28 protein-coding genes are annotated in these 25,452 nt (G+C 44.1%); 7 read left to right on the forward strand and 21 right to left on the reverse strand.

What is annotated here, in order from left to right; genetic code table 11:
- Window positions 1–31 precede the first annotated feature (31 nt).
- Window positions 32–250 (reverse strand): hypothetical protein, encoded by a 219-nt coding sequence (locus tag HZS85_RS05190; protein WP_214854039.1) that lies wholly within the window; start codon window positions 248–250, stop codon window positions 32–34.
- A complete protein-coding gene (locus tag HZS85_RS05195) occupies window positions 247–1,533 on the reverse strand; it encodes a right-handed parallel beta-helix repeat-containing protein (protein WP_214854042.1) in 1,287 nt (428 codons plus the stop codon). The genes HZS85_RS05190 and HZS85_RS05195 overlap by 4 nt, the downstream gene beginning before the upstream one ends.
- A gap of 116 nt (window positions 1,534–1,649) precedes the next feature.
- On the opposite strand from HZS85_RS05195, the gene HZS85_RS05200 reads away from it, so the two are divergent.
- Window positions 1,650–2,228, forward strand: coding sequence for a hypothetical protein (locus tag HZS85_RS05200; protein ID WP_214854045.1), 579 nt, complete (start codon window positions 1,650–1,652; stop codon window positions 2,226–2,228).
- A gap of 36 nt (window positions 2,229–2,264) precedes the next feature.
- Here HZS85_RS05200 and HZS85_RS05205 read toward each other — a convergent pair whose 3' ends face one another.
- The 16 genes from HZS85_RS05205 to HZS85_RS05280 form a co-directional block, all read right to left on the reverse strand.
- Complete coding sequence (locus HZS85_RS05205; RefSeq protein WP_214854047.1) at window positions 2,265–2,627, reverse strand: histidine phosphatase family protein; 363 nt, start codon at window positions 2,625–2,627, stop codon at window positions 2,265–2,267.
- Between the two features lie 151 nt (window positions 2,628–2,778).
- The gene (locus tag HZS85_RS05210; RefSeq protein WP_214854050.1) at window positions 2,779–3,702 is read right to left on the reverse strand and encodes a DMT family transporter; all 924 of its coding nucleotides are present in this window, start codon (window positions 3,700–3,702) and stop codon (window positions 2,779–2,781) included.
- Between the two features lie 105 nt (window positions 3,703–3,807).
- Window positions 3,808–4,278: a hypothetical protein gene (locus HZS85_RS05215; protein WP_214854053.1), complete on the reverse strand. Its 471-nt coding sequence runs from the start codon at window positions 4,276–4,278 to the stop codon at window positions 3,808–3,810.
- A 31-nt stretch (window positions 4,279–4,309) separates the two neighbouring features.
- Window positions 4,310–4,627, reverse strand: a complete 318-nt coding sequence (locus tag HZS85_RS05220) for a hypothetical protein (protein WP_035407705.1) — start codon at window positions 4,625–4,627, stop codon at window positions 4,310–4,312.
- Between the two features lie 29 nt (window positions 4,628–4,656).
- Window positions 4,657–7,101, reverse strand: a complete 2,445-nt coding sequence (locus HZS85_RS05225) for an ABC transporter permease (RefSeq protein WP_214854055.1) — start codon at window positions 7,099–7,101, stop codon at window positions 4,657–4,659.
- Complete coding sequence (locus tag HZS85_RS05230; RefSeq protein WP_214854057.1) at window positions 7,098–7,844, reverse strand: ABC transporter ATP-binding protein; 747 nt, start codon at window positions 7,842–7,844, stop codon at window positions 7,098–7,100. The genes HZS85_RS05225 and HZS85_RS05230 overlap by 4 nt, the downstream gene beginning before the upstream one ends.
- A 775-nt stretch (window positions 7,845–8,619) precedes the next feature.
- Window positions 8,620–10,683, reverse strand: a complete 2,064-nt coding sequence (locus HZS85_RS05235) for a beta-galactosidase (RefSeq protein WP_214854059.1) — start codon at window positions 10,681–10,683, stop codon at window positions 8,620–8,622.
- 36 nt (window positions 10,684–10,719) lie between these two features.
- A complete protein-coding gene (ganQ, locus tag HZS85_RS05240; RefSeq protein WP_214854717.1) occupies window positions 10,720–11,535 on the reverse strand; it encodes a galactooligosaccharide ABC transporter permease GanQ in 816 nt (271 codons plus the stop codon).
- Window positions 11,536–11,573: 38 nt separating this feature from the next.
- Complete coding sequence (ganP, locus tag HZS85_RS05245; protein WP_214854061.1) at window positions 11,574–12,830, reverse strand: carbohydrate ABC transporter permease; 1,257 nt, start codon at window positions 12,828–12,830, stop codon at window positions 11,574–11,576.
- A gap of 75 nt (window positions 12,831–12,905) precedes the next feature.
- Window positions 12,906–14,174 (reverse strand): galactooligosaccharide ABC transporter substrate-binding protein GanS, encoded by a 1,269-nt coding sequence (ganS, locus tag HZS85_RS05250; protein ID WP_214854063.1) that lies wholly within the window; start codon window positions 14,172–14,174, stop codon window positions 12,906–12,908.
- Between the two features lie 114 nt (window positions 14,175–14,288).
- Window positions 14,289–15,281, reverse strand: coding sequence for a LacI family DNA-binding transcriptional regulator (locus tag HZS85_RS05255; RefSeq protein ID WP_214854065.1), 993 nt, complete (start codon window positions 15,279–15,281; stop codon window positions 14,289–14,291).
- A gap of 285 nt (window positions 15,282–15,566) precedes the next feature.
- Window positions 15,567–15,989, reverse strand: a complete 423-nt coding sequence (locus HZS85_RS05260; RefSeq protein ID WP_214854068.1) for a cytidine deaminase — start codon at window positions 15,987–15,989, stop codon at window positions 15,567–15,569.
- Between the two features lie 10 nt (window positions 15,990–15,999).
- Window positions 16,000–16,770, reverse strand: coding sequence for an ABC transporter permease (locus tag HZS85_RS05265; RefSeq protein ID WP_214854071.1), 771 nt, complete (start codon window positions 16,768–16,770; stop codon window positions 16,000–16,002).
- A complete protein-coding gene (locus tag HZS85_RS05270; protein WP_214854074.1) occupies window positions 16,767–17,468 on the reverse strand; it encodes an ABC transporter ATP-binding protein in 702 nt (233 codons plus the stop codon). Before HZS85_RS05270 ends, HZS85_RS05265 begins: the two co-directional genes overlap by 4 nt.
- 96 nt (window positions 17,469–17,564) lie before the next feature.
- On the reverse strand, window positions 17,565–18,005 hold the full coding sequence (locus HZS85_RS05275) for an NUDIX domain-containing protein (RefSeq protein ID WP_214854077.1): 441 nt from the start codon (window positions 18,003–18,005) through the stop codon (window positions 17,565–17,567).
- Window positions 18,006–18,044: 39 nt separating this feature from the next.
- Window positions 18,045–19,670: a M3 family metallopeptidase gene (locus HZS85_RS05280; RefSeq protein WP_214854080.1), complete on the reverse strand. Its 1,626-nt coding sequence runs from the start codon at window positions 19,668–19,670 to the stop codon at window positions 18,045–18,047.
- 159 nt (window positions 19,671–19,829) lie between these two features.
- On the opposite strand from HZS85_RS05280, the gene HZS85_RS05285 reads away from it, so the two are divergent.
- Entirely contained in the window at window positions 19,830–20,036 is a 207-nt protein-coding gene (locus tag HZS85_RS05285) for a helix-turn-helix transcriptional regulator (protein ID WP_035407684.1), read from the forward strand.
- A complete protein-coding gene (locus HZS85_RS05290) occupies window positions 20,033–20,731 on the forward strand; it encodes a DUF3169 family protein (protein ID WP_214854083.1) in 699 nt (232 codons plus the stop codon). Before HZS85_RS05285 ends, HZS85_RS05290 begins: the two co-directional genes overlap by 4 nt.
- Window positions 20,732–20,775: 44 nt before the next feature.
- Here HZS85_RS05290 and HZS85_RS05295 read toward each other — a convergent pair whose 3' ends face one another.
- Window positions 20,776–20,925 carry a hypothetical protein gene (locus HZS85_RS05295; protein WP_197026211.1) on the reverse strand — a complete coding sequence of 50 codons (150 nt, stop codon included), beginning with the start codon at window positions 20,923–20,925 and terminating at the stop codon, window positions 20,776–20,778.
- A 98-nt stretch (window positions 20,926–21,023) separates the two neighbouring features.
- Between HZS85_RS05295 and HZS85_RS05300 the strand changes: the two genes are divergently transcribed.
- Together HZS85_RS05300 and HZS85_RS05305 are read left to right on the forward strand one after the other, a co-directional pair.
- A complete protein-coding gene (locus HZS85_RS05300) occupies window positions 21,024–21,206 on the forward strand; it encodes a hypothetical protein (protein WP_035407678.1) in 183 nt (60 codons plus the stop codon).
- Window positions 21,207–21,211: 5 nt separating this feature from the next.
- Window positions 21,212–22,075 (forward strand): NAD-dependent epimerase/dehydratase family protein, encoded by an 864-nt coding sequence (locus tag HZS85_RS05305; RefSeq protein ID WP_214854086.1) that lies wholly within the window; start codon window positions 21,212–21,214, stop codon window positions 22,073–22,075.
- Between the two features lie 48 nt (window positions 22,076–22,123).
- Here the strand turns inward: HZS85_RS05305 and HZS85_RS05310 are convergent, their stop codons facing one another.
- The gene (locus tag HZS85_RS05310; protein ID WP_214854088.1) at window positions 22,124–23,089 is read right to left on the reverse strand and encodes a phosphotransferase; all 966 of its coding nucleotides are present in this window, start codon (window positions 23,087–23,089) and stop codon (window positions 22,124–22,126) included.
- Between the two features lie 77 nt (window positions 23,090–23,166).
- Here HZS85_RS05310 and HZS85_RS05315 point away from each other — a divergent pair, with 77 nt between their 5' ends.
- Together HZS85_RS05315 and HZS85_RS05320 are read left to right on the forward strand one after the other, a co-directional pair.
- The gene (locus HZS85_RS05315) at window positions 23,167–23,568 is read left to right on the forward strand and encodes a VOC family protein (RefSeq protein WP_214854090.1); all 402 of its coding nucleotides are present in this window, start codon (window positions 23,167–23,169) and stop codon (window positions 23,566–23,568) included.
- 9 nt (window positions 23,569–23,577) lie between these two features.
- Complete coding sequence (locus HZS85_RS05320) at window positions 23,578–23,901, forward strand: YnfA family protein (protein ID WP_251137848.1); 324 nt, start codon at window positions 23,578–23,580, stop codon at window positions 23,899–23,901.
- Window positions 23,902–23,997: 96 nt separating this feature from the next.
- Here HZS85_RS05320 and HZS85_RS05325 read toward each other — a convergent pair whose 3' ends face one another.
- A complete protein-coding gene (locus HZS85_RS05325) occupies window positions 23,998–25,449 on the reverse strand; it encodes a 6-phospho-beta-glucosidase (RefSeq protein ID WP_214854095.1) in 1,452 nt (483 codons plus the stop codon).
- Window positions 25,450–25,452 lie beyond the last annotated feature (3 nt).

Consider the following 25,452-nt stretch of genomic DNA (forward strand, 5'->3'; position numbering starts at 1 on the left):
AATTCCTTGTTATTTTCGATTAATTCAGGTGTTAATTTGAACGCTTTGTTTTCCATACCATGAACATTAGAATCGCCGGAATGAGACAGATGATTGCATCGGTAACGGTCGGCAGTCGTAACGCGGGACTTGTTAAAAACCGAACGCCTTCCACTGTCCAAATCGTCAACATACAGGCGGTCAACGCTGCAAGCCGCCATCGTCTCGGAATCCGGATCCAGTAAGCGAGGAGTCGCTCCGATAACTTCATCTTCCTTCCACCTTTCGAACCGCTCTCAGGAAGCTTTGTTCCGTCTTATAGGAGGTGTCGCGCCACATGAAACGTTTCGTATGTTTGAACGTATTTTGTTCAAACTGGTTCCTAGAACTCGTCTTGAAGTAATGGGCGACACTTAACGAACCATCGAATGTGTTTTTGATGATCGTGTTGTCATGGACATCATGCTGGACGAGCAATTGACCACCCTCGAGCCCTTTCGTATCATTGCCGATCAGCTGATTTTGCTCGATCCGGACACGTTTTGTACCGCCTCGCTTCGTGTCATACCCACCGATCGCAATTCCGGTGTAGACGTTTTGCCGTACATCATTCTGGCGGACGATGACATCTTCTGCGTATCGTCCGGCATGTTCACTCGTCACTTCAATCCCGATGTCACTCGCTTCGACGAGGTTCTTCTCAATTGTTAAGTTTTTCCCACCATCGACATAGATACCGGCTGCATTGTATTCCTTCCCGTAAGCAGGATTGCCGTAGCTCGACGTCCGGTAAACACGATTTTCCGACACGACGCCCTCACGGACGTAGTCGTCTTTCTTCGACTGAGCGATCCCTTCGTGTCCGATCAAATCAATGCCGATGTTGTCGTTATCCCGTACGACGTTCTTCGTCACCCGGAAATGTTTGACGTTCCCGTTTAAGACGAGGGCTTCACTGAAACCGAGACGATTCTGCTCGACTCGGTTGCCGGTGATCGTCAGGTGACGAATCGCTCCCGTTCCGTAGACAGCGATGCCGTGTGCATTTCCGTCTTTCGCGAGCGTCTTGATCTGGCGGACCGTATTGTTCTTCAACGTGATGTGTGATCCTGATCCCGTAACCAAAATACCGATCGGTGTCGCGTCCGACCGTTTCGACTGAACGGCTTCGATTGTCAGTCCTTGGATTGTCACATATTTTTGATCCTTAATCTGGATGATCGGTAAGGTTGCGTCTCGATCTTTAATGTTTTCCCCATTTAAGACGACTCGTTCTTGTTTATAATTCCGAAAGACGATTGGATGTTGTTTCGTTCCACTTTGTCTAACGTTCAGCTTCTCGTGATACGTTCCTTTTCGCAAGTAAACCGTCGTACCCGCAGTCGCTTTTAGTGTCGCCTGTCGGATTGTTTTAAACGGATGCTTCAACGTGCCGGTATTTTTATCACTGCCGTTCGGTGCGACGTATAACGATTTTGCCGTCGATTCGGCCTCTTCCCCCGTCGAGGTACAACCGACGAGCAGGACGGTTGCTAATAACCATTTGCCTTTCATGATTTCCTCCTTTATTTAGCAAGAACATTGTTGGTATAATCTAGGTATCATTTCTAATTTTTTGAATATTTTATTTTTTCTCGATTCACTATGACTATGGAAAAGAGGAACACGTCATGAAATACGCGCTCTTATTCACCCTTCCCTTCTTGCTTGCTGGTTGCACAACGGAAGCAACCGTCCTTCCTAAAGAGACCGTCAAGATCAAGAAGTCGTACTTTTCGATCACACCTTCTACCACGAAGGACGAGTCGCAGCAACAGCGGACATTTTTCTTAACTGGTGCACTCGATCGCCCGCTCCAGCTCAAAGCGGTCCAATTTGACGATACAGAACCACCAAAGGTGCTGATCGACAAATCGATTCCTGCCGGTACATATGATCGCACACCGTTCCAATTGACGTATGATTTGAACCTGCTCAACGATTCGCATGCCTTCACCTATTCGCTTGATACGAAGAATGGTATTCCTGAGACGAAAACGGTCTATACCTTACCTCAAAACGTCCAGACTGACAGCGGTCAATTCAATGATCAGAAACAGACGAATGCTTCATTCTATCCCTTACTCCTCAAACGCTATACGACAGGAGAATCGATCATCGGTCGCTCGATCGACACGTTAGCCTCTCCTCACCTAAAGGTCAGAAAACAAGAAGGCGCAATTTTGATCTATTTGATGAAATCACGATAAGGAGAACGGCGGACCGAGAAAAAGTCCGCCGTTTTTTTAGTCCGCTATGACATGCGACATGTCAGCTTCTAATCGAATCACGGCTTCCCCATCCCTGTATTCGACGATCGTCAAACTCGTTCCATGAATGAACGGCGGATCCCATAATGTCGCGAACGGCTTACGTTGAAGATATGTCAGCAAGATGTTAAGGAAGATGCCGTGGGTGACGATTAAGATGTTTTCGTCTTCTTCATGGTCTGCCAGTCGTTCCAAAAACGATAGGATGCGCTCGCGGACCGCGTCAAAGGATTCTCCACTCTCCGGTATGTAGGTATGCGGCGTTTGCCAAAATGCAGCATGAGCTGCACTTCTGAGTCCTCTCGTAATCGTCGTTCGATATCCACTAGATTCATGCATTTCTCCTCCGAATCTACTTCCTAAATGATGACTCTTTCTTCAGTTTATCTCAATTCATCGATTAGGAAATCATTTCCTTCTTTTTATTAAGAACGATTAAACAAACAGCTCGTTCTCAACGTATCTATCCATACGTTAGAACGAGCTGTTCTTAAATGCGGATCAACACGATACCTCCAAGCATGACAAGCAGACTGACGATCTGCACACCCGTGACCGGTTGTTTTTTTGCACCGAACCAGCCGAAACGATCAATCAACAGACTGCCGGTCAGTAAACCAATCGTGACGATCACGACAGCGAGTCCAGTACCGACGAGCGGAACGATGAAGGCATTACCGGCAACGAACAATGCGCCAATCAATCCCCCGATCCAAATCCAAGCAGGTAAGGGTTGCGACCGATCGATGTGCCACTTCGTTCGGAGGATCAGATTCAGCAATAACAAGGTGATCGTACCGATGACGAATGAAATCAAGGCGCCTTTGACGGCTGACCCGAGAACACTTCCGAGATGACCATTGATCGCCGTCTGGGCAGCACTCATCATACCGGTCAGAACTCCAAGTATACGCCAAACGAGTAACGAATTCCCTTGAGATTCTAGTCGTTTCTGACGACGCCGTGCCAAATAGTCACCGAGCGCGACTGTTCCGACGACACCGAGTAACACAAGCATTGCACCGATGATCCGCGTTAACGAAAATGTCGTGACGTTCGCTTCAAACAATCCGAAATGATCAATCAACAGTCCCATGATGACCTGACCAAAAATCGGCATGATGACCGTTTGGACGCCTCCGAGTCGCGGAAACAACAAGATGTTCCCGGTCAAATAGATGACACCGAGTACCCCTCCAGCCCAGATCCAGTACGGTTCATCGGCAGCAGCTGTGAGACCTGTGAGGTTCCCGTCGACCAGCAACACAAGAATCAATAAGAATAATGAGCCAATCGAAAAGGAAATCAGCGAAGCGAGGAATGGCGAACCGACGACGCCCCGCAATCGCGTATTGACACTCGTTTGAACCGGTACGAGCAAACCGATGATAAATCCAATGATGATTGCAAGCATACGAGGACCTCCTTATTCATGTGCCCTTTCATCATACGGCAGTCTCGCACGCTGAAGCGACCGGAATGCTCAAAAAGGAGCCGGTTCAACGACCGGCTCCACCAATTAAATCTTTTTCCACGACTTCGGATGCGTCCGCAATTCCTTCTTCGTCGGATGCTCGACATCGAGACGTTTTCCGTTTTGTTCAAGTAGCATATCTGATACGAGCAAAGCGATAGCAAACACGACATAGACGGCAAAACTTAGGAAAAATGGTAAATCGAATACGATTAGTATTGGAAAGAATAATCCCATTAAGATGACGAACAGAAAATCCGTTACATACTGCCATTGAATGATTTTCTTCATCTGTGGTTCTATCGTTAAAGCCATATCACGTTCGACTTCTTGCGAGTGGATCCGCGCAATCCAGATTAGTGCTACAAATAATAAAAATAGTGGCCAGTACATGTCCCGATTGGCGACGACCAACAGGATGCTAAAGCCGTACAGTAACGAGCTGTACAAACGTGGTTTAGCGAGTTGACGTTTTTCTTCTTGAATGAACGCGATACGTTCGGCTTTCGTTTTCATTTAAATCCCCCAACTGATTCAACGTACCTGTTTAATCTGATCGAACGGTTCGTGATCGACCAATGTATTCGACCTTATTCTGAAATACACGGTACATCCGGTATTCTCCAGTCGGTGCCGATTTCAATTGAACGGCAATCTGGTGACGTCGTGATTTTGATGATTCGGACGCTACGAAATAAGGTTTGACTGACGCGATATTGTCGCGCCCGAACTGCTTCGTCACGTGCCGAACGACTTGCACTTCAACAATCTGCTCATAGGTTGCATCCCGTTCATCTGCGATCATCCACCAACCAACACCGCCAATCACTACAAGTAATAAAATCGCCCCGATCGTTTTTCGCAATTCGATCCCCCCGGTTCACTTGCCCATACTTACTGTTTCAATTCGTGAACGAGGTTTTCCTGCTTCCGTCGGGTGACGAACCAAGCTATGGCTAGGACAAGCACCACCAAACCGGCAATAGTTCCAGCAATCGTCGGGACGTTGAGATAGAATGATCCTGTATCATCAATCCGTGTCACGAAGATTGTCGCACCAAGACCACTGATCAGTCCAAAGATGATGCCGCTCCCAATGAACAAGAGCATTTGAATGAGTGTCAATTGACGCAGCCTGTTTCGAGTCAGCGCAATCGTTCGTAGCAAGGCATACTCGCCTCGTTTTCCACTCACGAAACTGAGTAAGGCGTTTGCAAGTCCGAACCAGACGGATCCACTCATGACGACAAGCGCAATGATGAAGACGAACCAACGTTCCGTCGTTTGTTGCTCCGCATCATGAAGCGCGTCAGATAGTCGATTCATTTGCAATGTCGGATAACTTTGCGTGATCTCTGATAATTTTTTTGTCACTTGCGCCTTCTTTAACTCGGATGGAACGTCGATAAAGACATTCAAGATGTGATCGCTTGGTTGCCGTAGCTCCTCATTCCGCCAATCCACGAGGATGTCTGGTGCTATCTTCTTTTCGATTCCAACGATTCGGAATTGACCGAGCGAAACGCTTCGCTCTTGTTCCCCATCCCATCGGCCGAGCGGCAACGTATCGCCTTTTTGGAGACTGTGTTTTTTAGCGAAGGTACGTGAGATGATGATTCCGTCTGTGTCACTCGTCTGTTCTCCCTCTAAGACGTCAAGACGACGATAGTCCGTCACTTCGTACTCGATTGAGACATCTTCCTGAAGCAACTGGTATTCAAAGGAGCTTCGAGACGATAGGAAGGTCGCTTTTGCGCCAGGTAACTCGGTTTCAATCCGTCGAATCAATTGTAGCGGGTCTCCTTGCGATCCTTCATCCAAACGACTCTTTAAGACGACCTCCGTCGGATATTGGCTGATGATGTACTTCCGCTCGTTTTGTTGCACCGTCTCAAGGAACGTCGATCCGATGACGACGATGATCATTAAGACTTGAACGATCAGCATCAACCAGGCATTTTTCCGAAGTTGCGGCAACACGCCCCGGAAGGCGACGAAACTCGTCGGTCCCGCTAACCGACGAACGATCGGTTCCGCTCGATGGAGCACTCCCTTCAAGAGCAGTGGCGTCGCAAGATACATTGTCAGTAAAAAGGCAATAGTTGCACCGATCCAGGTCATCGCCCGCGCCCCTTCTGTGCTTGCGATCACTTCTGCGAATAAGATCAAGCTAGCAGTCAACCCACTACTAGCAAGGACGAGACGTTTTCGTCGTGTCGGTCGTGACGCTGTTTTTAGATTTTCTCGTAAGACGTGGAGCGGTAACACATCTCGTTTTCGGTAAGCGGTGCTCGCGAGCAACATCAGAATCAACAAGGCACTACCGAGCGTGATGAGCATCAAGAACTCTCCCTGTTCGATCATGAGAGAGACGATCATTTTCCCTTCTGTTGGCCATACCAGTTGACCAAGTAACGGTAAGCAAATACCACCCAGGATTGCGAGGATCGTTCCCGCTAAGACAATCAAGCCGGACTGGACAAGGAACAACTGAAACAGTTGCCGAGTTGTCGCCCCAAGCGTCCGCATGATCGCAAATTGAACAGCATGTTTACGCAAATACAAGTCGAAATTCGCCATCAAGATGAAGCCGGACACGACAAGGATGAGCATTGATAAGATTCCAATATAGCCGTTCATTGCTGGAGAGAGTGCTTGTCCTTCTGCAAGTTCAATACGAAGCTTCGGATTCGCTTTGACGAACGTATCGGCATAGCGAACGGAACTTGTCTCTTTTTTTAGATCAAGCAAGACGGATTTCATTTCACCTGGATGGTTCTTTTTAAGGTCAGCATAAGAAAGCAAGACTTGATCTTGCGAAGTTTCAGATATTTTCGCATTTGGTAAAATCTCACGGATTCGATACGTCTCTTCTCCAACGCGAAGCGCTTGCCCGACACTACGGTCAAGCGACTTGGCAAGTCGATCTGACACGATTGCTTCTCCCTGTTGCAAATTATTTGTGAAATGATAACGACCTTTCGTCAGGGCATCCGAATGGACCCCAAGTGTTTTCACATCGGCGATTGTTTGACCAGCAACGCGTGCTGTCGTCTGTAAAATCGACGCTTCGCGCAAAACAGCTTGATCCTTTTTAAGTTTTTTATGCACGCTCTTGTCCATCCGTTCATCATGTGATGCATATTTGATTGTCAGATCGACTTGACCGTATCTTTGTTCACGATCTGTCTCGATCGCAGCTTGATTATGTAGTAAAAAGATGACCATCGTTAAGACGAGACCAATCGAAATCATGACGCTTCCGATTGAGGTCAATAGAATCATCGGACTTTTACAGTACAGTCGGTGAGAAAGACGGAAGAGATGTTGTCGTTTCATACAGCCCCCACGAACTGCTCGTATGTCTCTAAAATCGGTGCCACGTCTCCAGTCGACGGCTGATCGGCGACGATCTGTCCGTCATGAAAATACAGTACACGTTTCGCATGAGCGGCAACAGTTGCATCATGGGTCACGAGTAGGATGCTCGTCTGTTGTTCGCGATTAAGTTCTTGTAGCAACTGCATGATTTCAGCAGATGTCTTGAAATCGAGGTTCCCCGTCGGCTCATCCGCTAAGATGATCGGTGGTCGACTGATCAAGGCACGTGCGATCGCGACGCGCTGTTGTTGTCCACCAGACAGTTCTTGCGGTCGATGGTCTTTCCACTTCGTCAGTCCGACGCGATTGAGCCAAGTTTCGATCTCTTGATTGATCGTTTTGTCATCCATCCCCTTCAACATCAATGGTAAGGCGATGTTCTCCTGGACCGTCAAATCATCGAGCAGGTGAAACGATTGAAAGATGAACCCAATGTGTTGTTGACGGTATAACGTCGCAGCAGGTTCAGTGAAGATGTCGCATTGCCGTTTTCCCTTTAGCGTCAACGTTCCGCCGGTTGGTGCGTCAAGTGCCCCTACTATATTCAATAGTGTACTTTTTCCAGAGCCACTTGTTCCCATGATGGCGATGAAACCACCTTCTTCTAACGTGAAGGAGATTTGTTTTAATGCCTCGACCGTTTCTGTTCCCCGCGTATAGGTTTTTGATAATCGTTCTATTTCTAAAAAACTGTCCACCAAGACCCCTCCTGCAACATGATATCATTACAATAACCAATATAAGTATTTTTTAGAAGTAAATACATAAAAAGCTGTTATACACAAATTATCATGGTAATAAAAGGAATTGTACTCATTTGAACGAGCTAGTCCTACTAAGGAAAAGGCAAACATACAAATTAGAAAGTGAGTGAATAGATGATTTGCACGTTAGATCACTTTATTCAAGAAAAAGCTGTTTCTCAATCGATTTCTGGATTTTCGCTAGCGAGCGTCAAAGATCAGGAAGTCATCTACTCCAATGGATTTGGGGTGAAAAATCTTAAGGATAGCGGGGTTCCCGTCACAGCGAACACATTTTTTGAATTTGAATGGAATCGAGATGATGCTGTGTATGCACCAGGACAATCTCTACTTCACTCAGGATACGGATGAAAATCTAATTGTGACAATCGGTTTTGTCGAGAACGTAAACGAGGACGTCCATTATATCGTTCTAAATGGACAAACTTGCAATCGGATTGAACAGGGATTACTCGAAATAAAGGAGAACGAACACTGCAATACCTTGATTGTCCAAGGCAGTTGGGAGTTTGATCAACTGGGAATCAAATCGAGCCTTATCTGAGCTAATCGACTTTTACCTCATAAATACGAAAGGACCTCCCTATCATTTGATAAGGAGATCCAGCGTTTTTCAGTATTGTTACCGATTTACATCATCTCAGCCTCGGTTTCTGAGAATATTTTGCAAAATCCGTTCCACCCTATACTTACTACATATTTTCTGACGACGTTATTTTTTGTTATTACACTTCACAATTCTTACTTCGTACGGTTGTAGTAACACAGTTCCGATGAGTCGTTCTCCCGTCAAATAGTCTTCGACTGGTTTTTTTAGTTCAATCGTTTTGCGTTCTTCCGAAAAATTCATGATAAATCCGTAGATAGACGATGCATCGATTCTCACCTGCACCGAGACACCTTCTGGATGTTCAATCTGAAGAGGCGACAGCAAATTCAACGAAGAGATGATTTCTGCATAAAAATCGTTTTGGAATCGCTCCTCCAACCTTCCACCAATGTACCAAGCGACGCCCTCTCCGTGATTATTCCACGTCACTGCCGCTGTGTCAGCATAAAAGTCTTCTGTATAAACTCCAACTGTTTCAGCTGTCACTACTTTCAAGACTGTCGCATAATCCTTTAGTTCATATGTCTTATCGCGGAACTTCACTCCATTTTTATCCATTGGGTATAGCGTATCGTTTTCAACTGGCTCGATTCCGAACATCGTTGTTAACTCACTTGGCCATCCACCAAAATAAGTTAAGTCAGATTCATCAACTAGCCCGGTCAAATACGTCGATATGAGAGTCCCACCTTGCGCGACGAATCGATTTAACCGTTCGATTGTCTCTTGACTGACTAAATAAAGCATCGGAACGATCAACAGTTTGTAACCATCAAAATCTTGTTCTTTTGTAATGACATCTACCGGAATATCACGCTCGTAAAACGCCCGGTAATGTTCTTGGAGTGTTTGGGGATAACGCTTCGTGTCATTCGAAAATCCTTGCGCATCGTCAAATGCCCAGTTGTTCTCCCAGTCGTATAAAATCGCAACTTCGGCTGGACGATGTGTACCAACGACTTCATCTAAATGTTCTAACAAACGACCGACTTCTGCAACTTCTTGAAAGACACGATTTTCAGAACTTCCATCATGATCGACGACTGCCCCATGAAATTTTTCAGATGACCCTCGAGATTTACGCCACTGGAAGTAAAGTACGCTATCCGAACCATGGGCAATCATTTGCATCGAAGATAACAAATGCATTCCTGGTCGTTTAGCTTTATTGACAGGATGCCAATTAACGGCACTCGGCGTCGATTCCATTAACAAGAACGGTTGTTGTTTTAGATTACGAAATAAATCGTTAATAAATCCGACCTTCATCGCCAAACGACTCGTTGACTCCCTGTCGTTATGCCAAGCTGGATACGCATCCCAGCTCACGACATCAACATATTTCGCGAACTGACTATAATCAAGCGACTGGAAGGGAATCAAATCATCCGTATCTGCCATGAAATTGGTAGTCACCGGTATATTCGGAGTCACTTCGCGTAATGGCTGAATTTCATTTTGATAGAAATTAATGGTTTGATCCGTGATAAAACGACGCCAATCTAAATTTAAGCCGTGGACCATGCTTTCGCCGATTGGCGACGGCGATTCAATCTGCGACCACTCATTGAACGTATGGCTCCAAAATGCTCCCCACCAAGCAGCATTCAGCCGATCAAGTGTTTTATATTTTTCTTGTAACCAGATACGAAAAGCGGATTGGCATTGATCACAATGACACTCTCCCCCGTATTCATTCGAGATATGCCACATCAATAATGCCGAATGTTTCCCATAACGATTCGCCAATAGTCGATTGATGTGTTGCGTTTTTTGCCGATAAACACGCGAACTGAAACAATGATTATGACGTCCGCCATGAAGCTGTCGAACCCGTCGTTCATCGACGCGCAATACTTCAGGATATGCTTGCGATAACCATGCGGGTCTCGCTCCACTCGGTGTCGCTAAAATTACATTTCCACCACTTTGATGAATGTCATCTATGATTCGATCCAACCACTCGAACGTGTAAACCCCTTCTTCCGGCTCTAATGCACTCCAGGCAAAAATGCCGATGGAGTACGTATTCGTATGAGCGAGACGCATCAATTCGATATCTTGGCGTAAGACATGCGGAACATCCAACCATTGATCTGGATTATAGTCTCCACCATGGAGCATTCGCCTAGCAGACGTTACATAAGATTTACCTGATTTCTCCATAGATATTCCTCTCCTAAAAAAACTGATTTCTATCTATTACCCTTTTGTTCCACCAGCCGTCAAACCGGCTACGAAATGCTTCTGGAGCAGAACGAAGACGACAGCGATCGGAATACTAATCAAAATCGCACCTGCTGCAAATGTCGTATAACTTGCTCCCATCGCTTCATTCACTAAGTTAAATAGACCGATGGGTAATGTATAGGATTCTTGTGTTCGAAGTATCGTCGATGCCAAAACAAAGTCTCCAAGTGGTCCGGTGAACCCATTCATCGCAATGACCGCTAACATTGGTCGACATAATGGCATGATGATTTGAAGGAATATTCTTGTATTACTTGCACCATCCAACTTTGCACTTTCATCTAAGTCTAATGGAATTGAGTCCATATAACCCTTCATCAAGTACGTATTCATCGGAATTTGCCCGCCTATGTACAATAAAATTAACAACCAATGGCTGTTCATCATCCCTAGAATTTGCGCTAGCACGAACAACGCGATTAAAGCCGAAAATTGAGGAATCATTTGAAGTAACAAAAATAAAGTCAATGCTTGATTACGTCCTTTGAAACGAAAACGCGAAAAAGCATATGCAGTGAAAGAGACACTAATGACAGTTCCAATCATCGTAAACAAACTGATTTTCAATGAGTTCATGTACCACTGACTATATTGAAGGCTTTCTTTTCCAGCAAATAATTCGCGGTAGTGATCAAGTGTAGGATTTTTCGGAATGAGCGATGTACTGACCAAACTATTTCCTGGATTAAAACTCGCACCAATCGTCCATAGGAGTGGATAAAAGATGGCGAGCGATACGACTAACAAAATGACATAGGTGATCGTCATACGAATGAAACGTAGTCTTTTTATATTCGACACTAGCGTCACGCTCCTTCCTTAAACGAATTTGTTCGTCTAAACTGCCAAAGCGCAATTGTAATGACAAAAATCGATAGTAAAATCGTTAAAGCCGCGGCTAGTGCATATTGACCTGATTGCATCGTCAATTTGTAAATCCAAGATACGAGAATATCGGTCCCTCCCGCATTCGATCCAGGTACAGACGGACCACCACCATTGAACAGATAAATGATATTGAAGTTGTTGAAATTAAATGTAAACTGCGTAATGATGATTGGCGACATCGCAAGTAATACCATCGGCATCGTGATGAAGCGGAATTTTGCAAAGAATGAAGCGCCATCGATTGTCGCCGCTTCATATAAATCTTCAGGAATCGATTGCAAGACTCCTGTCGTGACAAGAAACACATAGGGAAAGCCTAACCACCCTTGCATGAATACGAGTGCCACCCTTGTCCACTTTTCGTTCGTCAGCCAAGGTATGGCGTCGATGCCAAAAAATGCGAGGACATCGTTGTTAATTGAACCAAAACTATCATTGAATAGTCCCGCAAATACTAGAATCGTCACGAATCCTGGAACTGCCCAAGGAAGGACGAATATTGTTCGAATGACTTTTTTAAAACGAACTTCTTTCTGGTTGACAAGAACCGCTAAAAATATCCCGACTGAAATTTGTAAGGTCGATGCGACTAATGTCCAAACAATCGTCCATGACAACACATCAAAAAATGTCGATCGCCATATATCGACTGTGAATATTTGAAGAAATGTAGAAAAACCGACCCAATCAGCTAATTTTGCTGGTGGAGAATGATAAAGATCATAGTTCGTGAAGGCTAAAGCAAAACTAAATAAAATCGGAAAAATAACCGCAAAAATCAAGAGAAACAATGCTGGACTACTTACTAAATAAGGGTATCCTTGTCCAATCAGGTTCAAGTAATCTGATTTGAATGAACTTATATGTAATCCATCGTCTCTTTTTTGTCCTGTTCGATATGCATCTCGAAGATTATAAAAATATAGGGCAAGACCGAACATCAATACAATAATAGCGATGATACCTTGTGCTAGTAAGAATATAGAGTTGTCTCGCGGCACTTCCGTACCAAGCGTCACGATACCCCACAACCCCATATTCAACAAGTCAGCGAACGCAATTAAAAATGCAATACTTACCGTAAATAACAACACGCCTTTAATCCACTGACGATGATACAATTGCCCGAGTCCGGGAATCACTGACAAAAGCATACCTATTCTACGATGTTGCACGCCTTTCACCTCTTCACAAATTATTTAGCAACAGACTGCATCAATGGGCTAACCGACGGATCGGAGTCATTTTTCTCATTTTGAGCTGTGCTTCGCTTTAATTTGTCCTTCAATGGTATCAACGGCTTGAGTCATCGCCTGTTTCGGTTCAGCTTTTCCTGTTGCGATGGTTTGGAGGGCTGCATCGACTGGCTTCCATACTTCATTCATTTCTGGGATATTCGGTGTCAACTCAGCGAATTTTGATTGTTCTGCCACGGCTTGAGCTGCTGGACTTTTTGTAACGATTGGGTCATTCGCCAATGCGCTGATGGCAGGTACTTCTTTAGTGATTTCGAAGCGTTTTTTTGAATTTTCTTCGTTCGTTAAATAGAGCGCTAATTTTTCAGTAAGCTCTGCGTGTTTTGAATAGCTACTAACGTTATAACTTTTTACACCTAAAAATGAACTCATATTTTTCCCATTTTCAAGCTCAGGAAGTTTGGCGACCCCAAAATCGATGCCCGCTTTCTCAAATGGTCCAACATTCCATGGACCAGAGATGATAGCTGCTGCCTTTCCTTCCGTAAACAGTGATTCCAAAACGTTAATCCCTTGTTCACCAATAATTCCCGACGGAAACAGCTTCTCCTTGTAGAATTTTTGAATGTGGTTTGCTCCTTCGATTGCGCCAGCATTCGCTAAACCGATGTCTTTTGTGTCGTATACTCCACTTTCCGAACGCTTGAATATGTAACTGCCATATCCACTCATGACACTCTGCGCATAATAAACTTGGTCAAACAATGCTAAAAAACCGAACGACTTTTCAGTTTTCATCTTTTTCGACAATGTATACCAATCTTCTATCGTTTTAGGTAACGCTTTATCTGAGACTAATTTCTTGTTGTAATATAGAATCGTCGTCTCCACAGCTTTAGGCACGCCGTAAATTTTGCCCTTGACGATTTGTGAATCAAGTGCAACATCCGTATATTGAGACTGGACTTCTTTCGGAACCTTTATTTCTTTTATGATTCCTTCCGTTACTGCCGTTCCGATTTGGTCTCCAGGCATCGTCAATAAATCGGGACCTGTTCCGGCAGGTCCGTCCAACCGGAGATCTTCAATTTGTTTTGCGTACGGTTTTTCAACAACTTTGATGTTAACATCATTCTCTTTTTCAAATCGTTTCACAGCAGACTTGATTCCTTCGCTTTTTTCGATATCTTCCCAAACAATCAATTTGATTTTTCCATTTTGAGTCTCTGTATTTTTTGCTTCATCTTGCGGACCACACGCAGCTAACGACATACTCAATACAAAACCACTAAGCACAGCAGAATATTTTAATTGTTTTTTCATAAAAAACCAAACCTCCTTAGAGAATTGTAAAACACAAATGAAAGCGCTTTAACAAATAAAATATAACACTCTAAAAAGATTTAGTAAATAATTTTAGTAAAAATTTTACTAAAATTAAATGGTGCTTTTTCTCATAATTAACTCAGAACCTATATACAATGTTTTTACTACTTTTCGTTTTTCAATGATTTGTTCAAGTAATAAGTGAATCGCGTTTTTACAAATTTCTTCAATATCAATATTGAAAGTCGTCAAGGGAGGCGAAACATACTTCGCGATACTCGTATTATTCACACTGATCAGGCTGACGCGGTTCGGGACATCAATTTGTTTTTCGTGAAGTGCTTGCAGACAGCCGACGGCGATTGGATCTGCCGCTACAAAAAAAGCGGTTGGCATATTTTCACCAAGGCGTTCAATCGCTTGACTCATTAAAAAATAGCCATTATCAACTGAAAAACCATGATGACAGAAGATAAATGTCTCATTTAGCATTCCTTCTTGCTGCATATACTTACGAAAAGCACGTTCCCGCCCATCCATTTCTTCTACATTTGTATCAGCATTCTGAAAAGTTCCACCGATAAATCCAATTTCTTTATGTCCCTGCTGCTTCAAAACTTCAATTGTCTTTCGTGTGATTTGGTCAAGGTCTGGACGCACCGAATCATAGTGTTCAGCATCTGGTGTCGAATCTATGAAGACCCCATTAGTCGTCAACTCTCTTAAATATTCCAGTTCTCGATCCATAAAAGAACCCACTGCAATAAATCCCTCGATGTTTAGCGGAATCTTTTCAATCCCATCCGCTACTTTGTAAGTCGTTAACTCCATGTTATTCTCCCTAGCCAATCTCTCGATCGCAATTCGCATCGTGTGAAAATAAATATCTTCAAGCTCCTCTTTATCTGTCAACCAATACAAAAAAGCAATATTTTTAACGAGTGATTTCATCGTCTTTTTTTTGTAACCAAGCTCTTCAGCTACCTCAAATATCCGCGTTCGCGTCTCATCACCAACCGATAAACTTAAATCATTATTTAATACCCGTGAAACTGTCGAAATTGAACAGCCTACTTTTTTAGCAATATCTTTAATCGTCGCCAAATGATAACACTCCTTTTAAATTTAGATTTAAGTAAAATTTTTAAGTAAAATTACAAATTTTATATTTTTAAATTATACCTTTCTTTTTTTTATATTACTTCATAATTCATAAAAAGAGGAAGGAAACCATAATGAGAAGAAAAGAATGCATTAACGATGTTGAGCTTTTTTTAATTACAAAACTAAGTGTTCTACAAAAAGAAAAACGAAGAAACTACACATCTCAGACGATGATAGTTCCTTCGTTTCTTTTTTAAATCAACGAATTTTATTCCATTCTTATAATCACGAACGAACATATTTAAGTGGAATTAAGTCTGCAATCCGCACTTTCGTCAACTGATCGTCGATCTTCAAGAGGACAAATGCGTCCGGTGCATAATCAGAAATCAATTCGCGACACATGCCGCACGGACTGACGACATGAATCGTTCGGTCCGTCTCATCCGAATAGGGATGTCGAACTGCGACGATCGTCTCAAAATCCGTCAATCCATCCGTGATGGCGGAACCGATCGTAATGGCTTCCGCGCACACCGTCACCCGTCCGATATACGCTTCGACATGAACACCCGTTTTCGTCGCGCCATCTTTTGTCCGCAACGCAGCTGCGACGTGATGTTTATCGTCAGCGTAACGGCTTTGAATCGTTTTGGTTGCTAGTTCGACCAGTTGCAGGTCGGCTTCAGTAATCGGATAAGTCTGCATAACGTGCTCCTTACGTGTCTTTTTTCTTATAGGTCAAACCGATGAATTGTGCTTTTTCATTGAATAGTCGACGGTAGGATAGAAAACCAACGAGGACCGATGCCATCGCCGCCGTCGTCAAGATCAGGAATAGAATCAATAGTTGATAAAGGACCGCTTCCATTGGATCCGCGCCACCGATGATCAACCCACTCATCATCCCTGGCAATTGGACGAGGCCCATCGTTTTTTGCGCTTCAATCGTTGGAATCATACTTGTCCGGATCGCGCCTTTTAAGCTCGTATCAATCGCTGTCTTCGCATCTCCACCAAGCGAAAGAATCAGTTCGATGACCTCGTCGCTTCGTTCGACCTCGTCCTTGAACTTATTAAGAAACAACAAGGACAAAATCATACAGTTCCCAATGACCATCCCGCTGATCGGAATGACTTGCTGGGCTTCAAACGGAATGATTTGTAATCCAAGCAAAATGCCCATCGTCAATGCTTCGACCGCAATCAATGTCAACAAGATGATCCACTGGATCCCGGGAATCCCGTCCCCTTTACGGATGACGTTCAGTGTCGCTGCACCGATCATCAACAGAATCATGAGTAACATGAAAATTGGACTGCTGCTTTCAAAGACGAACGTCAAAATATAACCGATGATCAAGAGTTGGACGATTGATCGAACGGTTGCGATGAGGATGTCCTTCTCTAGACCAAGCCGTAACGTCCGCGCTAAGACGAGGGGGATCAAAATGAAGATCAGCGAAGTCGCCAGTTGGAGGTAACTCATATCGATACCCCCTTCAAGAACGCTTGTGTCTCTGCTTGACCACTTGAAACGAGTTCTTTAAAAGCACCAGACTCGATCAATCGACCGTCTTTTAAAAACCAGACGTCGTCGCTGACCCGCTTGGCTTGCTCTAAGTCATGCGTAATCCAAATGATCGTCGTCTGCAACTCCTGCTGTAAATCAAGAATCAGCTTCTCAATTTCTTGTACCATCCGGTAATCGAGACTTGCCGTGATTTCGTCAAGCAACAGGACGTCCGGTCGATTAACGAGTGTTCGTGCGATTCCGAGTCGGCTCCGTTCGCCACCGGACAAATCTTTGACCGGTCGTTCAAGTTCGACGGATAGTTCGACTTGTTGTAGCAAGCGTTCCGCCTCCTCGCGTGGTAACGATTCCCCGAAGATCGATTTCGGTAAATTAATATTATCGTAGACGGTACCTGGAATCATCGGCGCGCTTTGGAACGCCATTCCGATCCGTTTGCGGACGTCGAGCAGATTCATCTGCTCGAGTGGTTCGCCTCGAAAACAAATTTCGCCGCGATCGGGAGAAATAAGTCCGTTGATGTGTTTCAATGTCGTGGATTTTCCGGCACCACTCGGTCCGACGAGCGTCGTAATGACACCTTCGCGGAACTCACCCGTTATTTCGTGTAAGATGTGTTGATAGCTGACTTCGTCAAACGTAAGAATCGACATACTGTGTGTTCACCTGACTTTCTACAAATTTCGGGTAAGGCTCCTGTAATGTTGTACCCGAAAATCCGGCACCTTAGTACGTCAAGCGACACTTCCTTACGCGTGAATGATCTCTCCGGCAAAATCATACGGTACCGTTCGACCAGCAAAAAGCGACTCTTTTGACGCTTCCGGTAAATTAAGATGTTTGAACGCTTCTTCACGGTCCATCCAGACGAGTCCGGAAATTTCTTCTGGAACATTCGTCTTCAATTGACCGGAAGTGATTTCTCCCGCGAAGAAGAAAAACAGACAATGTTCCCCCGCTTGCGGGAAGAATGCTTCCGCCACATGGACGATGTCCCCTGGAATGATGGTGAAGCCTGTCTCCTCAAGTACTTCACGCGTGATTGCAGTATGTAGCGTTTCGTCATGTTCGACGGTTCCTCCCGGCAGTGTATAGTAGTCACCGTGTTCGCCACGGTTCTCGACCATCAATATCTGACTGCCTGTAGTATTGAATAACGTCGCATAGACAATGTTTTTACGTATATTCATGTTCGTCCTCCTATCGTTTTGTACATCTGTCGCTCCGGATTAAGACTTTCTCTTTTTAACATCTTCATCGTCTAATTGATCTAACTCATTTATCCAAGCTTCGATTTGACCTTCTAGAAATGTCAGCAACTCTCTCATTTTCGCATCACTCGGTAAGAATGACACACCCGCTCTCGCATAAACCTCTTGAACCGAATGGGTTTGACTGAGCGCTAAAGCTGCAAGGAAGTCCTTCATCGTTTGGGCAGGATCTTTCGTATAACGGTGATACAACTGAAGAGCGGCAAGCTGCGCTATAGCATACTCAATGTAATAGAAAGGCGTCTCAAAGAGATGAATGACACTCATCCATTCGAGTCCTTTCCAATCAGGCGTTTCCGACCAATCGAGGATGTCCGTATCATAGGTCTCCCGGAGACGTGCAAAAGAAGCTTGTCGTTCTTCCGGCAGATGGTCAGGGTGAGCATAGAGCCATGATTGAAAACGATCGACGATGATCGTTTGCGGCAAGAACTCCACTATCGAACGGATCTGTTCGAGTTTCGCCCGGGCAACGTCTCTTCGATCTGGAATCACTTGGTGCCACTCGTTCATCGTCAACAGCTCAAGTGACATGGCGGCGAATTCCCCTACTTCGAGCGGAATCGGTTGAAGTCCATCATACGTCTCTTTCATTGCATCGTGATGGACGGCATGCCCCATCTCGTGCATGAAGATGACGAGATCATCGAATGTCTGCATACGATTCATGAACAAGAATGATAGACGTTCGACGGGAAAATACTCACAAAATCCTCCTCCAGCTTTGTTTGAACGGGCATCGATATCGAGATGAACCGCTTGGCGCATTTCTTGTAATATGTCAGCAAAAGACGGATGAACGCTCTCAAGAATCGCTTGTGCCTTATCTAAAAATGAAGCGTCAGAACCGGTTATGCGATGATCAATCTGCGTATAGGCCGATTGCCGGACGTCCCACGGATGGAGCGCCTGTTTGCCAAGAAACGTTTGTTGCTCGAGCTGAAATTGCTGTTTAACCGGTCGGAAATAAGTTTGAACGATGCTGGCGTAATGATTGACATCCTTGCTTGAATAATCGATACGACCAAGCTCCGAAAAAGCCAATTCTTCGTAACTCGCCTGATGGCTTGCAGAAGCACGCACTTGTCGCATGTCGACAAGTTGCGAAAATAATCGTTGAATGACGGATTCATTCGTCCGGAACGCTTCTTCAATCGATAAGAATGCTTGTTTCCGTGTCGGCTCATCTGCATCAAATAAGGCGGCATAGAGATCAGAAACCGCTTCTCCTGATTGTGTCAGCATCGTTGCCTCAATCCGAAGATACTCTTGGATGAGACGCGCTTCCTCTTCCGTTACACGCGTCGCTCTGAGTGACTGTTTCCAGAGTGCTCGCGTTCGGAGCGGGACATCGTCGCGAGAGATAAGATTCATTTTTACCGAACGTCTTAACGTATCGAGTTTGTCTAATAGCTGCTGACGTCCTTGTTCATATGTATTACTTGCGTCCGAGTCTGTCACGTCTTGGAGATAGGTGATTTTTTGTTTGAGTAGTGTCTCTTCGATTTGTAGAACCGAAGCGATTTGGCACGTACCATCCTCATCATGATAAAAAACATCGTTTACAGATGACTGAGATTTCATCGATATGTTTCACATCTCCTTTCGACTTATTCTAGTATACAATTTATCCCATCGATATGATTGATTTACATATTAATGACCATCATATTATCTTTTTTGACTATTATCGTTGTCAAAAAGACTATGATAAGTTACATTATATAGGAGGTGAATCCCTATATGAAATCCCGCTTAAAAGAATTACGTGCTCGTCACGGATGGAATCAGTCTGAACTGGCGCGGCGTGCAAACATTTCACGCCAGACAATCAGCTTAATCGAGCGTGAAGAATTCATGCCTTCGCTATTGATTGCTGTCAAAATTTCTCGTGTGTTTGATACGCCGTTAGAAGAAATTTTTTATTTCGATGAGGAGGAATTAATATGAAAAAAGAAGCAATCAAAGTCATCATCGCAGCACTGCTCGGTTTCATTAGTAGCTATATCGTTATGTCTGTCTTCAATCATACCAGCTTGTCAAAGTTTGAACTATCGCTCTATCTTAATTACATATTCACTGGTCTTTTCGTTATCTTGACGGTTCTTACCCTCAGTTATATCGTGCGCTATTTGCAAATTCGTCAATTGACTCGACGTCCTGTTTCTTCAGACGACGAGGATGCGATTGACGGTCAAGTGAATCGATACTATGCGGATGGCATGATGATGGTTCAGGTTTCTACTCTTCTCAGCATCGGTCTCGCATCTTTTAGCATCATCGAAAATCATTTCGGACTTCATTTATTACTAAGTGGTCTCTTTTTCATCATCAGTAGTTTTGCATCCTATTATTATCTTAATCTTATGCGTCACATCTACCCAAACCGTGATTTCCCAAAGTACTCGGAAACAAACTATGTCAAAAAGCTATTTGCCGCCTCTGATGACGGAGAACGACACGTCATGTTAGAAGGTCTCATTCGTTCACAATCTTCGTTGCAACTCCTATTGATGGGTGTCATCGTCGTATTGGTCATTTATTCGTATGAAACCGGACAGTCTCAGATCTTCGCAATCAGTTTATTGATTATCGCCTTGATTTGGAGCAACGCGAAATATTTCCTTTATGTACGCAATCGCTAAAAAGGAGCATACAGTCAATCGACCGGATGCTCCTTGACATGCCTTCAAAAATCACGATGATTTTGCTGCTGATGGACGTCGTGCTGGTTCAGCGTATACTCCTGACCATCGAGCGAACGATGCTTCGACTGACTGCGCGCTGAAATGAACCAGACGACTCCACCGACGGCGAGAAAAATAGCAATGAAGATCATAGACACCTTTCTTTAGATTCTTTTTTTACTTTATTCTTCCAACATCCTTAATTTTCCTTTACGATAAGGTAGAAGATAAAAATATAGGGAGCGATAGGATGTTTGGTAAAGAACCGACATGCATTCATTGTGGCAAAACGATCGAAGGAAACGAAAAGGTTTATATCCAGATGCGTTATCCAAAACATCGCGGGATGACGGAAGTAAAAGCTTACTTAAAAAGCGAAGGTCGTTTCATTTGTGAGAAATGTTTCGCTGAAAAGACGGAGTCAAAGGAGTAAGCATCATGAACTTAAACGAGAGTACGATTTTGATTACAGGGATGACCGGGACGCTTGGCTCACGTGTCGCGCAACGTTTTCTTAAAGAAGCGTGTGAAGTTCGAGGACTCTATCGTTCTCAGGAACAGGCGGATCACTATTCAACAAATGACGTTATTCCAATCATCGGCGAACTCGGTAATCCGGCTTCGCTTGTTGCAGCACTTCAAGGCGTCGATCTCTTGATCCACTGTGCTGCCTACCTTGGGGATGACCCCGACTTAGCGGAAGAAGCAAACGTCACAGGTGTGAAACATCTCGCCGATGCTGCAACAAATGCTTGTGTCAAGCGCATCATACATATCTCGACGACTTCCGTTTACGGAGAAGTCGTGAGTGGACATTTTTCGGAAACGTCACCGCTCCTACCGTCAGAGCACGTCTACATTCATACAAAGCAGTTATCGGAACGCCTGTTACAGGAATATACACCCGATTCCGATTTAATCATCCTCCGACCTGGTTCTATTTGTGCCGAGAAACAATCCTACTGGGGGGATCGACAAGTCGAGCGGATGAAAGTGGCAGATCTCATTACTTGGGTACACCCGGAAGACGTCGTTCCGTGGATCCATGCGGATAACCTAGTCGAGATGATTGTTCTTGCTGCAACAAATGCGCAAGATGGGGACATCTTTAATGCGATTGATGTTAATCTGCCAGAAACAGATTTCCGCATGAAATTGATTGAAGCAAGTGGTAAACAAATTCAAGCACCAGATCGTCCAGCGGAACAAGCGACATTTTCGAATGACCGGATCAAGCAACTCGGGTATGTTTCGTTTCGTACTCCTGAATCAACCGTTGAACATCTAGTCAAATCATTTTAATAACGAAAGAGGCATCGAATCGAATGATTCAGTGCCTCTTTCTGATTATCATCTTGCCAATATCCCCTTAATCCAGAGATTCCGGTCGTGAACCTGTAGTTCTTTTATCGTTAAAAGGACCTGCTCTGTTCCGAGCGTTCGTTCCGCTTCAGGAACACTGCGTTTCCCGAGTGAACGATCCAGATTGAACTTCAGCCAATCCAACTTTCCTTGGACACTGATATTGATGACATGAAGCCAGTCGACATCAGGCAAACGTTGATTTATCGTATAACCAGCAAGAACTGCGTTAAATCGATCACGATCAAACGTATCGTCTTTACGTTTTGACCAATAACAGGCGGTTTCAAATACGTCGACGGCTCGATGAATCAATCCTGCAGACTCCCAGTCGATCAAGACCGGACCATTCGTTGTCCAGAGAACATTTTTCGGATCAAGATCACGATGGCTGACGATCCAGTCTTCAGGTAGTTGCAGTTTTGCTTCCAGTGCTAATCGTTCCAGTCGTTGTAGCTGTTCCTGTTCTTCGACTAGCAACTGTAGCCAGTCTGATTGCTGTCGCTTTCCTTCTTCTAGGTAATCGTTCCAATCGATTGGCATACTGGAGGTATCTGGCTTTGGAAAGCCAGTCGTCGCCACGGAATGACCATGCAATCGTCCTAATTGAACTCCGATTTGTCGTGCATGTGTCGGTCGAATTTGATCGGCTGATAACGTCTTGCCATCGACCCAATCAAACACTTGATCGTTGACGCGACGTGCTGGTAATGCTGCTAAGTAAAGAGACGCTTGCATCGCAACGTCTTCTGACATCTTAAAGTTGTTTCGTGCTTCAGGACGTCGCATGATTTCCTGATTCAATCGTTTTAAGACATAGAATCCTGTCGTTGTCTGTAGTCGCCACGACTCATGCAGAAGACCACCCGTCAATCGGACAGGTTCGCTGATCGTTTGCCCTAACGAAAAACGTTCACACATCAAATTTATGGCATGTTGCATCGTATTCTCCATTTCTATCACTCCAACTGATCCGCGAAATGCTACACTAGTTCTGCATGATTTCATTGAACACGAAGGAAGGTTTTAGTATGAAACAAATTCATCACATCTGTATTCAGACGACGGATTACGTCGCGTCTAAACAATTTTATGAACAGCTCGGCTTTTCGCTCGTTCAAGAAACACCCGATTTTCATGACCGCGACTTTAACAGCTGGTTACGTCTCGGTGATTTCTACATCGAGTTACAGACACCCAAATCCGGTCAACCGTTCACCGATTACACAAAACAAGCAGCGGGTCCTGTTCATTTCGCCCTCTATGTTGACGACTTGCAAGAGGAAGTAACACGACTGGAACAACTCGGGATGCCTTTTTTACCAAAACACGGTGGCAACATCTATTTCGTCGTCAATGGACATCTGAGTAAATTAAAAGCACCGGAAGGAACGATCATTGAATTGCGTGATACGTTTGCGATCGAGGGTTGAATCGTGATCATGTCGGCTTTCATTTTCTTTATTGCTGGTTTAAGTGAGATTGGTGGCGGATATCTGATTTGGCTATGGCTAAGAGAGAGACGACCTTCGTACTTCGGTCTGATTGGTGGATTGATCCTGATTTTATATGGCATCATTGCTACGTTTCAGCAATTTCCAACATTCAGTCGCGTCTATGCAGCTTATGGTGGTGTATTCATCGTCATGTCCGTATTTTGGGGCTGGATCGTAGATCGTAAATCACCAGATACCTATGACATAATTGGTACCTTAATCTGTTTAATCGGTGTCAGCATCATGCTGTTTGCTCCACGCCACGGTTAAAGTAACATAACTTCTTACTACATATCATTAATAATAGCTAAATAGCTAACGACGCGTATCTTAGAAGTACTCAGGTACACATCGTTAGCTATACTTTTATTTAATTTTAATATGTTTTTGATCTTCTATACAGGCACCATTAGATGCAATTACTTTTTTATACCAATCAAAGGACGCCTTCTTCCGTCTACTATTCGTTCCGCTACCATCATCATGACGATCTACATAAATATAGCCATACCGTTTTGCATATTCACCGGAAGACGCACTGACGAGATCGATACAGCCCCAACTCGTATAACCGATGAGTTCTACTCCGTCTTGTATCGATTCGTACATTGCTCGAATATGATCTGTTAAATAAGAAATCCGATAGTCATCTTGAATGTTTCCTTCTCCATCCAATTCATCAAATGCACCTAAGCCATTTTCGACGATGAATAAGGGAAGTTGATAACGGTCGTATAGCTGATTTGCTGTTAGACGGAGTCCTTTCGGATCAATCGTCCATCCCCATTCTGATTGATTCAAATATGGATTTTTGACAGTCGGGAACACATTCCCCGCCGTCATTTTATCCAGTATTTCTGGATCAGTACTGATACAGCGACTCGAATAATAGCTAAAACCAATAAAGTCCACTGTGTGGTTGCGTAATAGTTCAATATCACCTTGTTCCATCTGAATTTCAATACCAGCCTCTTTCAATTGTCTTAATGCATAACCCGGATAGGCACCGCGAGCTTGTACATCAATGAAGAAGAAATTCTCACGATCACGTTCCATTGCTTTTTCGACGTCATCTGGATTACAGGTATAAGGATACGTCATGGCTGCTGCCAACATACACCCTACTTGAAGATTCGGATTGATCGTATGAGCAATTTCCACGGCACGCGCACTCGCTACCAATTGATGATGTGCCGCTTGATACTGAATCTGTTGTCGATTCTCTCCTTCTGCGAATACTAATCCAGCTCCCATGTAAGGAAGATGGAACAACATATTTATTTCATTGAAAGTCATCCAATAACGTACTTTCGAATGATAACGAGATACGATCGCCTCAACATATCGTTCGAAGAATGTGACCATTTTTCGATTACGCCAACTTCCATAATGCTCTACTAAATGAACGGGTACATCAAAGTGTGCCATTGTAACGACTGGCTCAATTCCATATTTTAATAATTCATCGAACACCTCATCGTAAAACTTCAATCCTTGTTCATTTGGTTGTTCTTCATCACCCTTTGGGAAGATACGTGCCCATGAAATCGATAAACGAAGCGCTTTAAACCCCATTTCAGCGAATAGAGCGATATCCTCCTTATAACGATGATAAAAGTCAATCGCCTCATGGGATGGATAAATTAATTCTGGAAGGGGCTCATAATGCGATAATTCTCCCTTCATAACGGCTCTTCGAGTTGAACCACTAGGAATTAAATCAACGGAAGATAATCCTTTCCCATCGGATAAATAGGCACCTTCTGCTTGATTGGCCGCAATAGCGCCACCCCATAAAAAGTTTTTTGGAAATTGCATCGT

It is taken from the genome of Exiguobacterium sp. s130 (assembly GCF_018619055.1).
Taxonomy (GTDB): Bacteria; Bacillota; Bacilli; order Exiguobacteriales; family Exiguobacteriaceae; genus Exiguobacterium_A.

What these genes read in the sequence shown, in the direction of transcription:
- HZS85_RS05310 (WP_214854088.1), bottom strand. Translation starts at nt 23,089, where the DNA reads ATGGAGAATACGATGCAACATGCCATAAATTTGATGTGTGAACGTTTT.
- ganS (WP_214854063.1), bottom strand. Translation starts at nt 14,174, where the DNA reads ATGAAAAAACAATTAAAATATTCTGCTGTGCTTAGTGGTTTTGTATTG.
- HZS85_RS05300 (WP_035407678.1), top strand. Translation starts at nt 21,024, where the DNA reads ATGTTTGGTAAAGAACCGACATGCATTCATTGTGGCAAAACGATCGAA.
- HZS85_RS05235 (WP_214854059.1), bottom strand. Translation starts at nt 10,683, where the DNA reads ATGGAGAAATCAGGTAAATCTTATGTAACGTCTGCTAGGCGAATGCTC.
- HZS85_RS05325 (WP_214854095.1), bottom strand. Translation starts at nt 25,449, where the DNA reads ATGCAATTTCCAAAAAACTTTTTATGGGGTGGCGCTATTGCGGCCAAT.
- HZS85_RS05270 (WP_214854074.1), bottom strand. Translation starts at nt 17,468, where the DNA reads ATGTCGATTCTTACGTTTGACGAAGTCAGCTATCAACACATCTTACAC.
- HZS85_RS05215 (WP_214854053.1), bottom strand. Translation starts at nt 4,278, where the DNA reads ATGAAAACGAAAGCCGAACGTATCGCGTTCATTCAAGAAGAAAAACGT.
- HZS85_RS05265 (WP_214854071.1), bottom strand. Translation starts at nt 16,770, where the DNA reads ATGAGTTACCTCCAACTGGCGACTTCGCTGATCTTCATTTTGATCCCC.
- ganQ (WP_214854717.1), bottom strand. Translation starts at nt 11,535, where the DNA reads ATGACGATCACCTATGTCATTTTGTTAGTCGTATCGCTCGCCATCTTT.
- HZS85_RS05210 (WP_214854050.1), bottom strand. Translation starts at nt 3,702, where the DNA reads ATGCTTGCAATCATCATTGGATTTATCATCGGTTTGCTCGTACCGGTT.
- HZS85_RS05280 (WP_214854080.1), bottom strand. Translation starts at nt 19,670, where the DNA reads ATGAAATCTCAGTCATCTGTAAACGATGTTTTTTATCATGATGAGGAT.
- HZS85_RS05305 (WP_214854086.1), top strand. Translation starts at nt 21,212, where the DNA reads ATGAACTTAAACGAGAGTACGATTTTGATTACAGGGATGACCGGGACG.
- HZS85_RS05200 (WP_214854045.1), top strand. Translation starts at nt 1,650, where the DNA reads ATGAAATACGCGCTCTTATTCACCCTTCCCTTCTTGCTTGCTGGTTGC.
- HZS85_RS05315 (WP_214854090.1), top strand. Translation starts at nt 23,167, where the DNA reads ATGAAACAAATTCATCACATCTGTATTCAGACGACGGATTACGTCGCG.
- HZS85_RS05320 (WP_251137848.1), top strand. Translation starts at nt 23,578, where the DNA reads ATGTCGGCTTTCATTTTCTTTATTGCTGGTTTAAGTGAGATTGGTGGC.
- HZS85_RS05295 (WP_197026211.1), bottom strand. Translation starts at nt 20,925, where the DNA reads ATGATCTTCATTGCTATTTTTCTCGCCGTCGGTGGAGTCGTCTGGTTC.
- HZS85_RS05285 (WP_035407684.1), top strand. Translation starts at nt 19,830, where the DNA reads ATGAAATCCCGCTTAAAAGAATTACGTGCTCGTCACGGATGGAATCAG.
- HZS85_RS05205 (WP_214854047.1), bottom strand. Translation starts at nt 2,627, where the DNA reads ATGCATGAATCTAGTGGATATCGAACGACGATTACGAGAGGACTCAGA.
- HZS85_RS05190 (WP_214854039.1), bottom strand. Translation starts at nt 250, where the DNA reads ATGAAGTTATCGGAGCGACTCCTCGCTTACTGGATCCGGATTCCGAGA.
- HZS85_RS05225 (WP_214854055.1), bottom strand. Translation starts at nt 7,101, where the DNA reads ATGAAACGACAACATCTCTTCCGTCTTTCTCACCGACTGTACTGTAAA.
- HZS85_RS05260 (WP_214854068.1), bottom strand. Translation starts at nt 15,989, where the DNA reads ATGCAGACTTATCCGATTACTGAAGCCGACCTGCAACTGGTCGAACTA.
- HZS85_RS05275 (WP_214854077.1), bottom strand. Translation starts at nt 18,005, where the DNA reads ATGAATATACGTAAAAACATTGTCTATGCGACGTTATTCAATACTACA.
- HZS85_RS05290 (WP_214854083.1), top strand. Translation starts at nt 20,033, where the DNA reads ATGAAAAAAGAAGCAATCAAAGTCATCATCGCAGCACTGCTCGGTTTC.
- HZS85_RS05195 (WP_214854042.1), bottom strand. Translation starts at nt 1,533, where the DNA reads ATGAAAGGCAAATGGTTATTAGCAACCGTCCTGCTCGTCGGTTGTACC.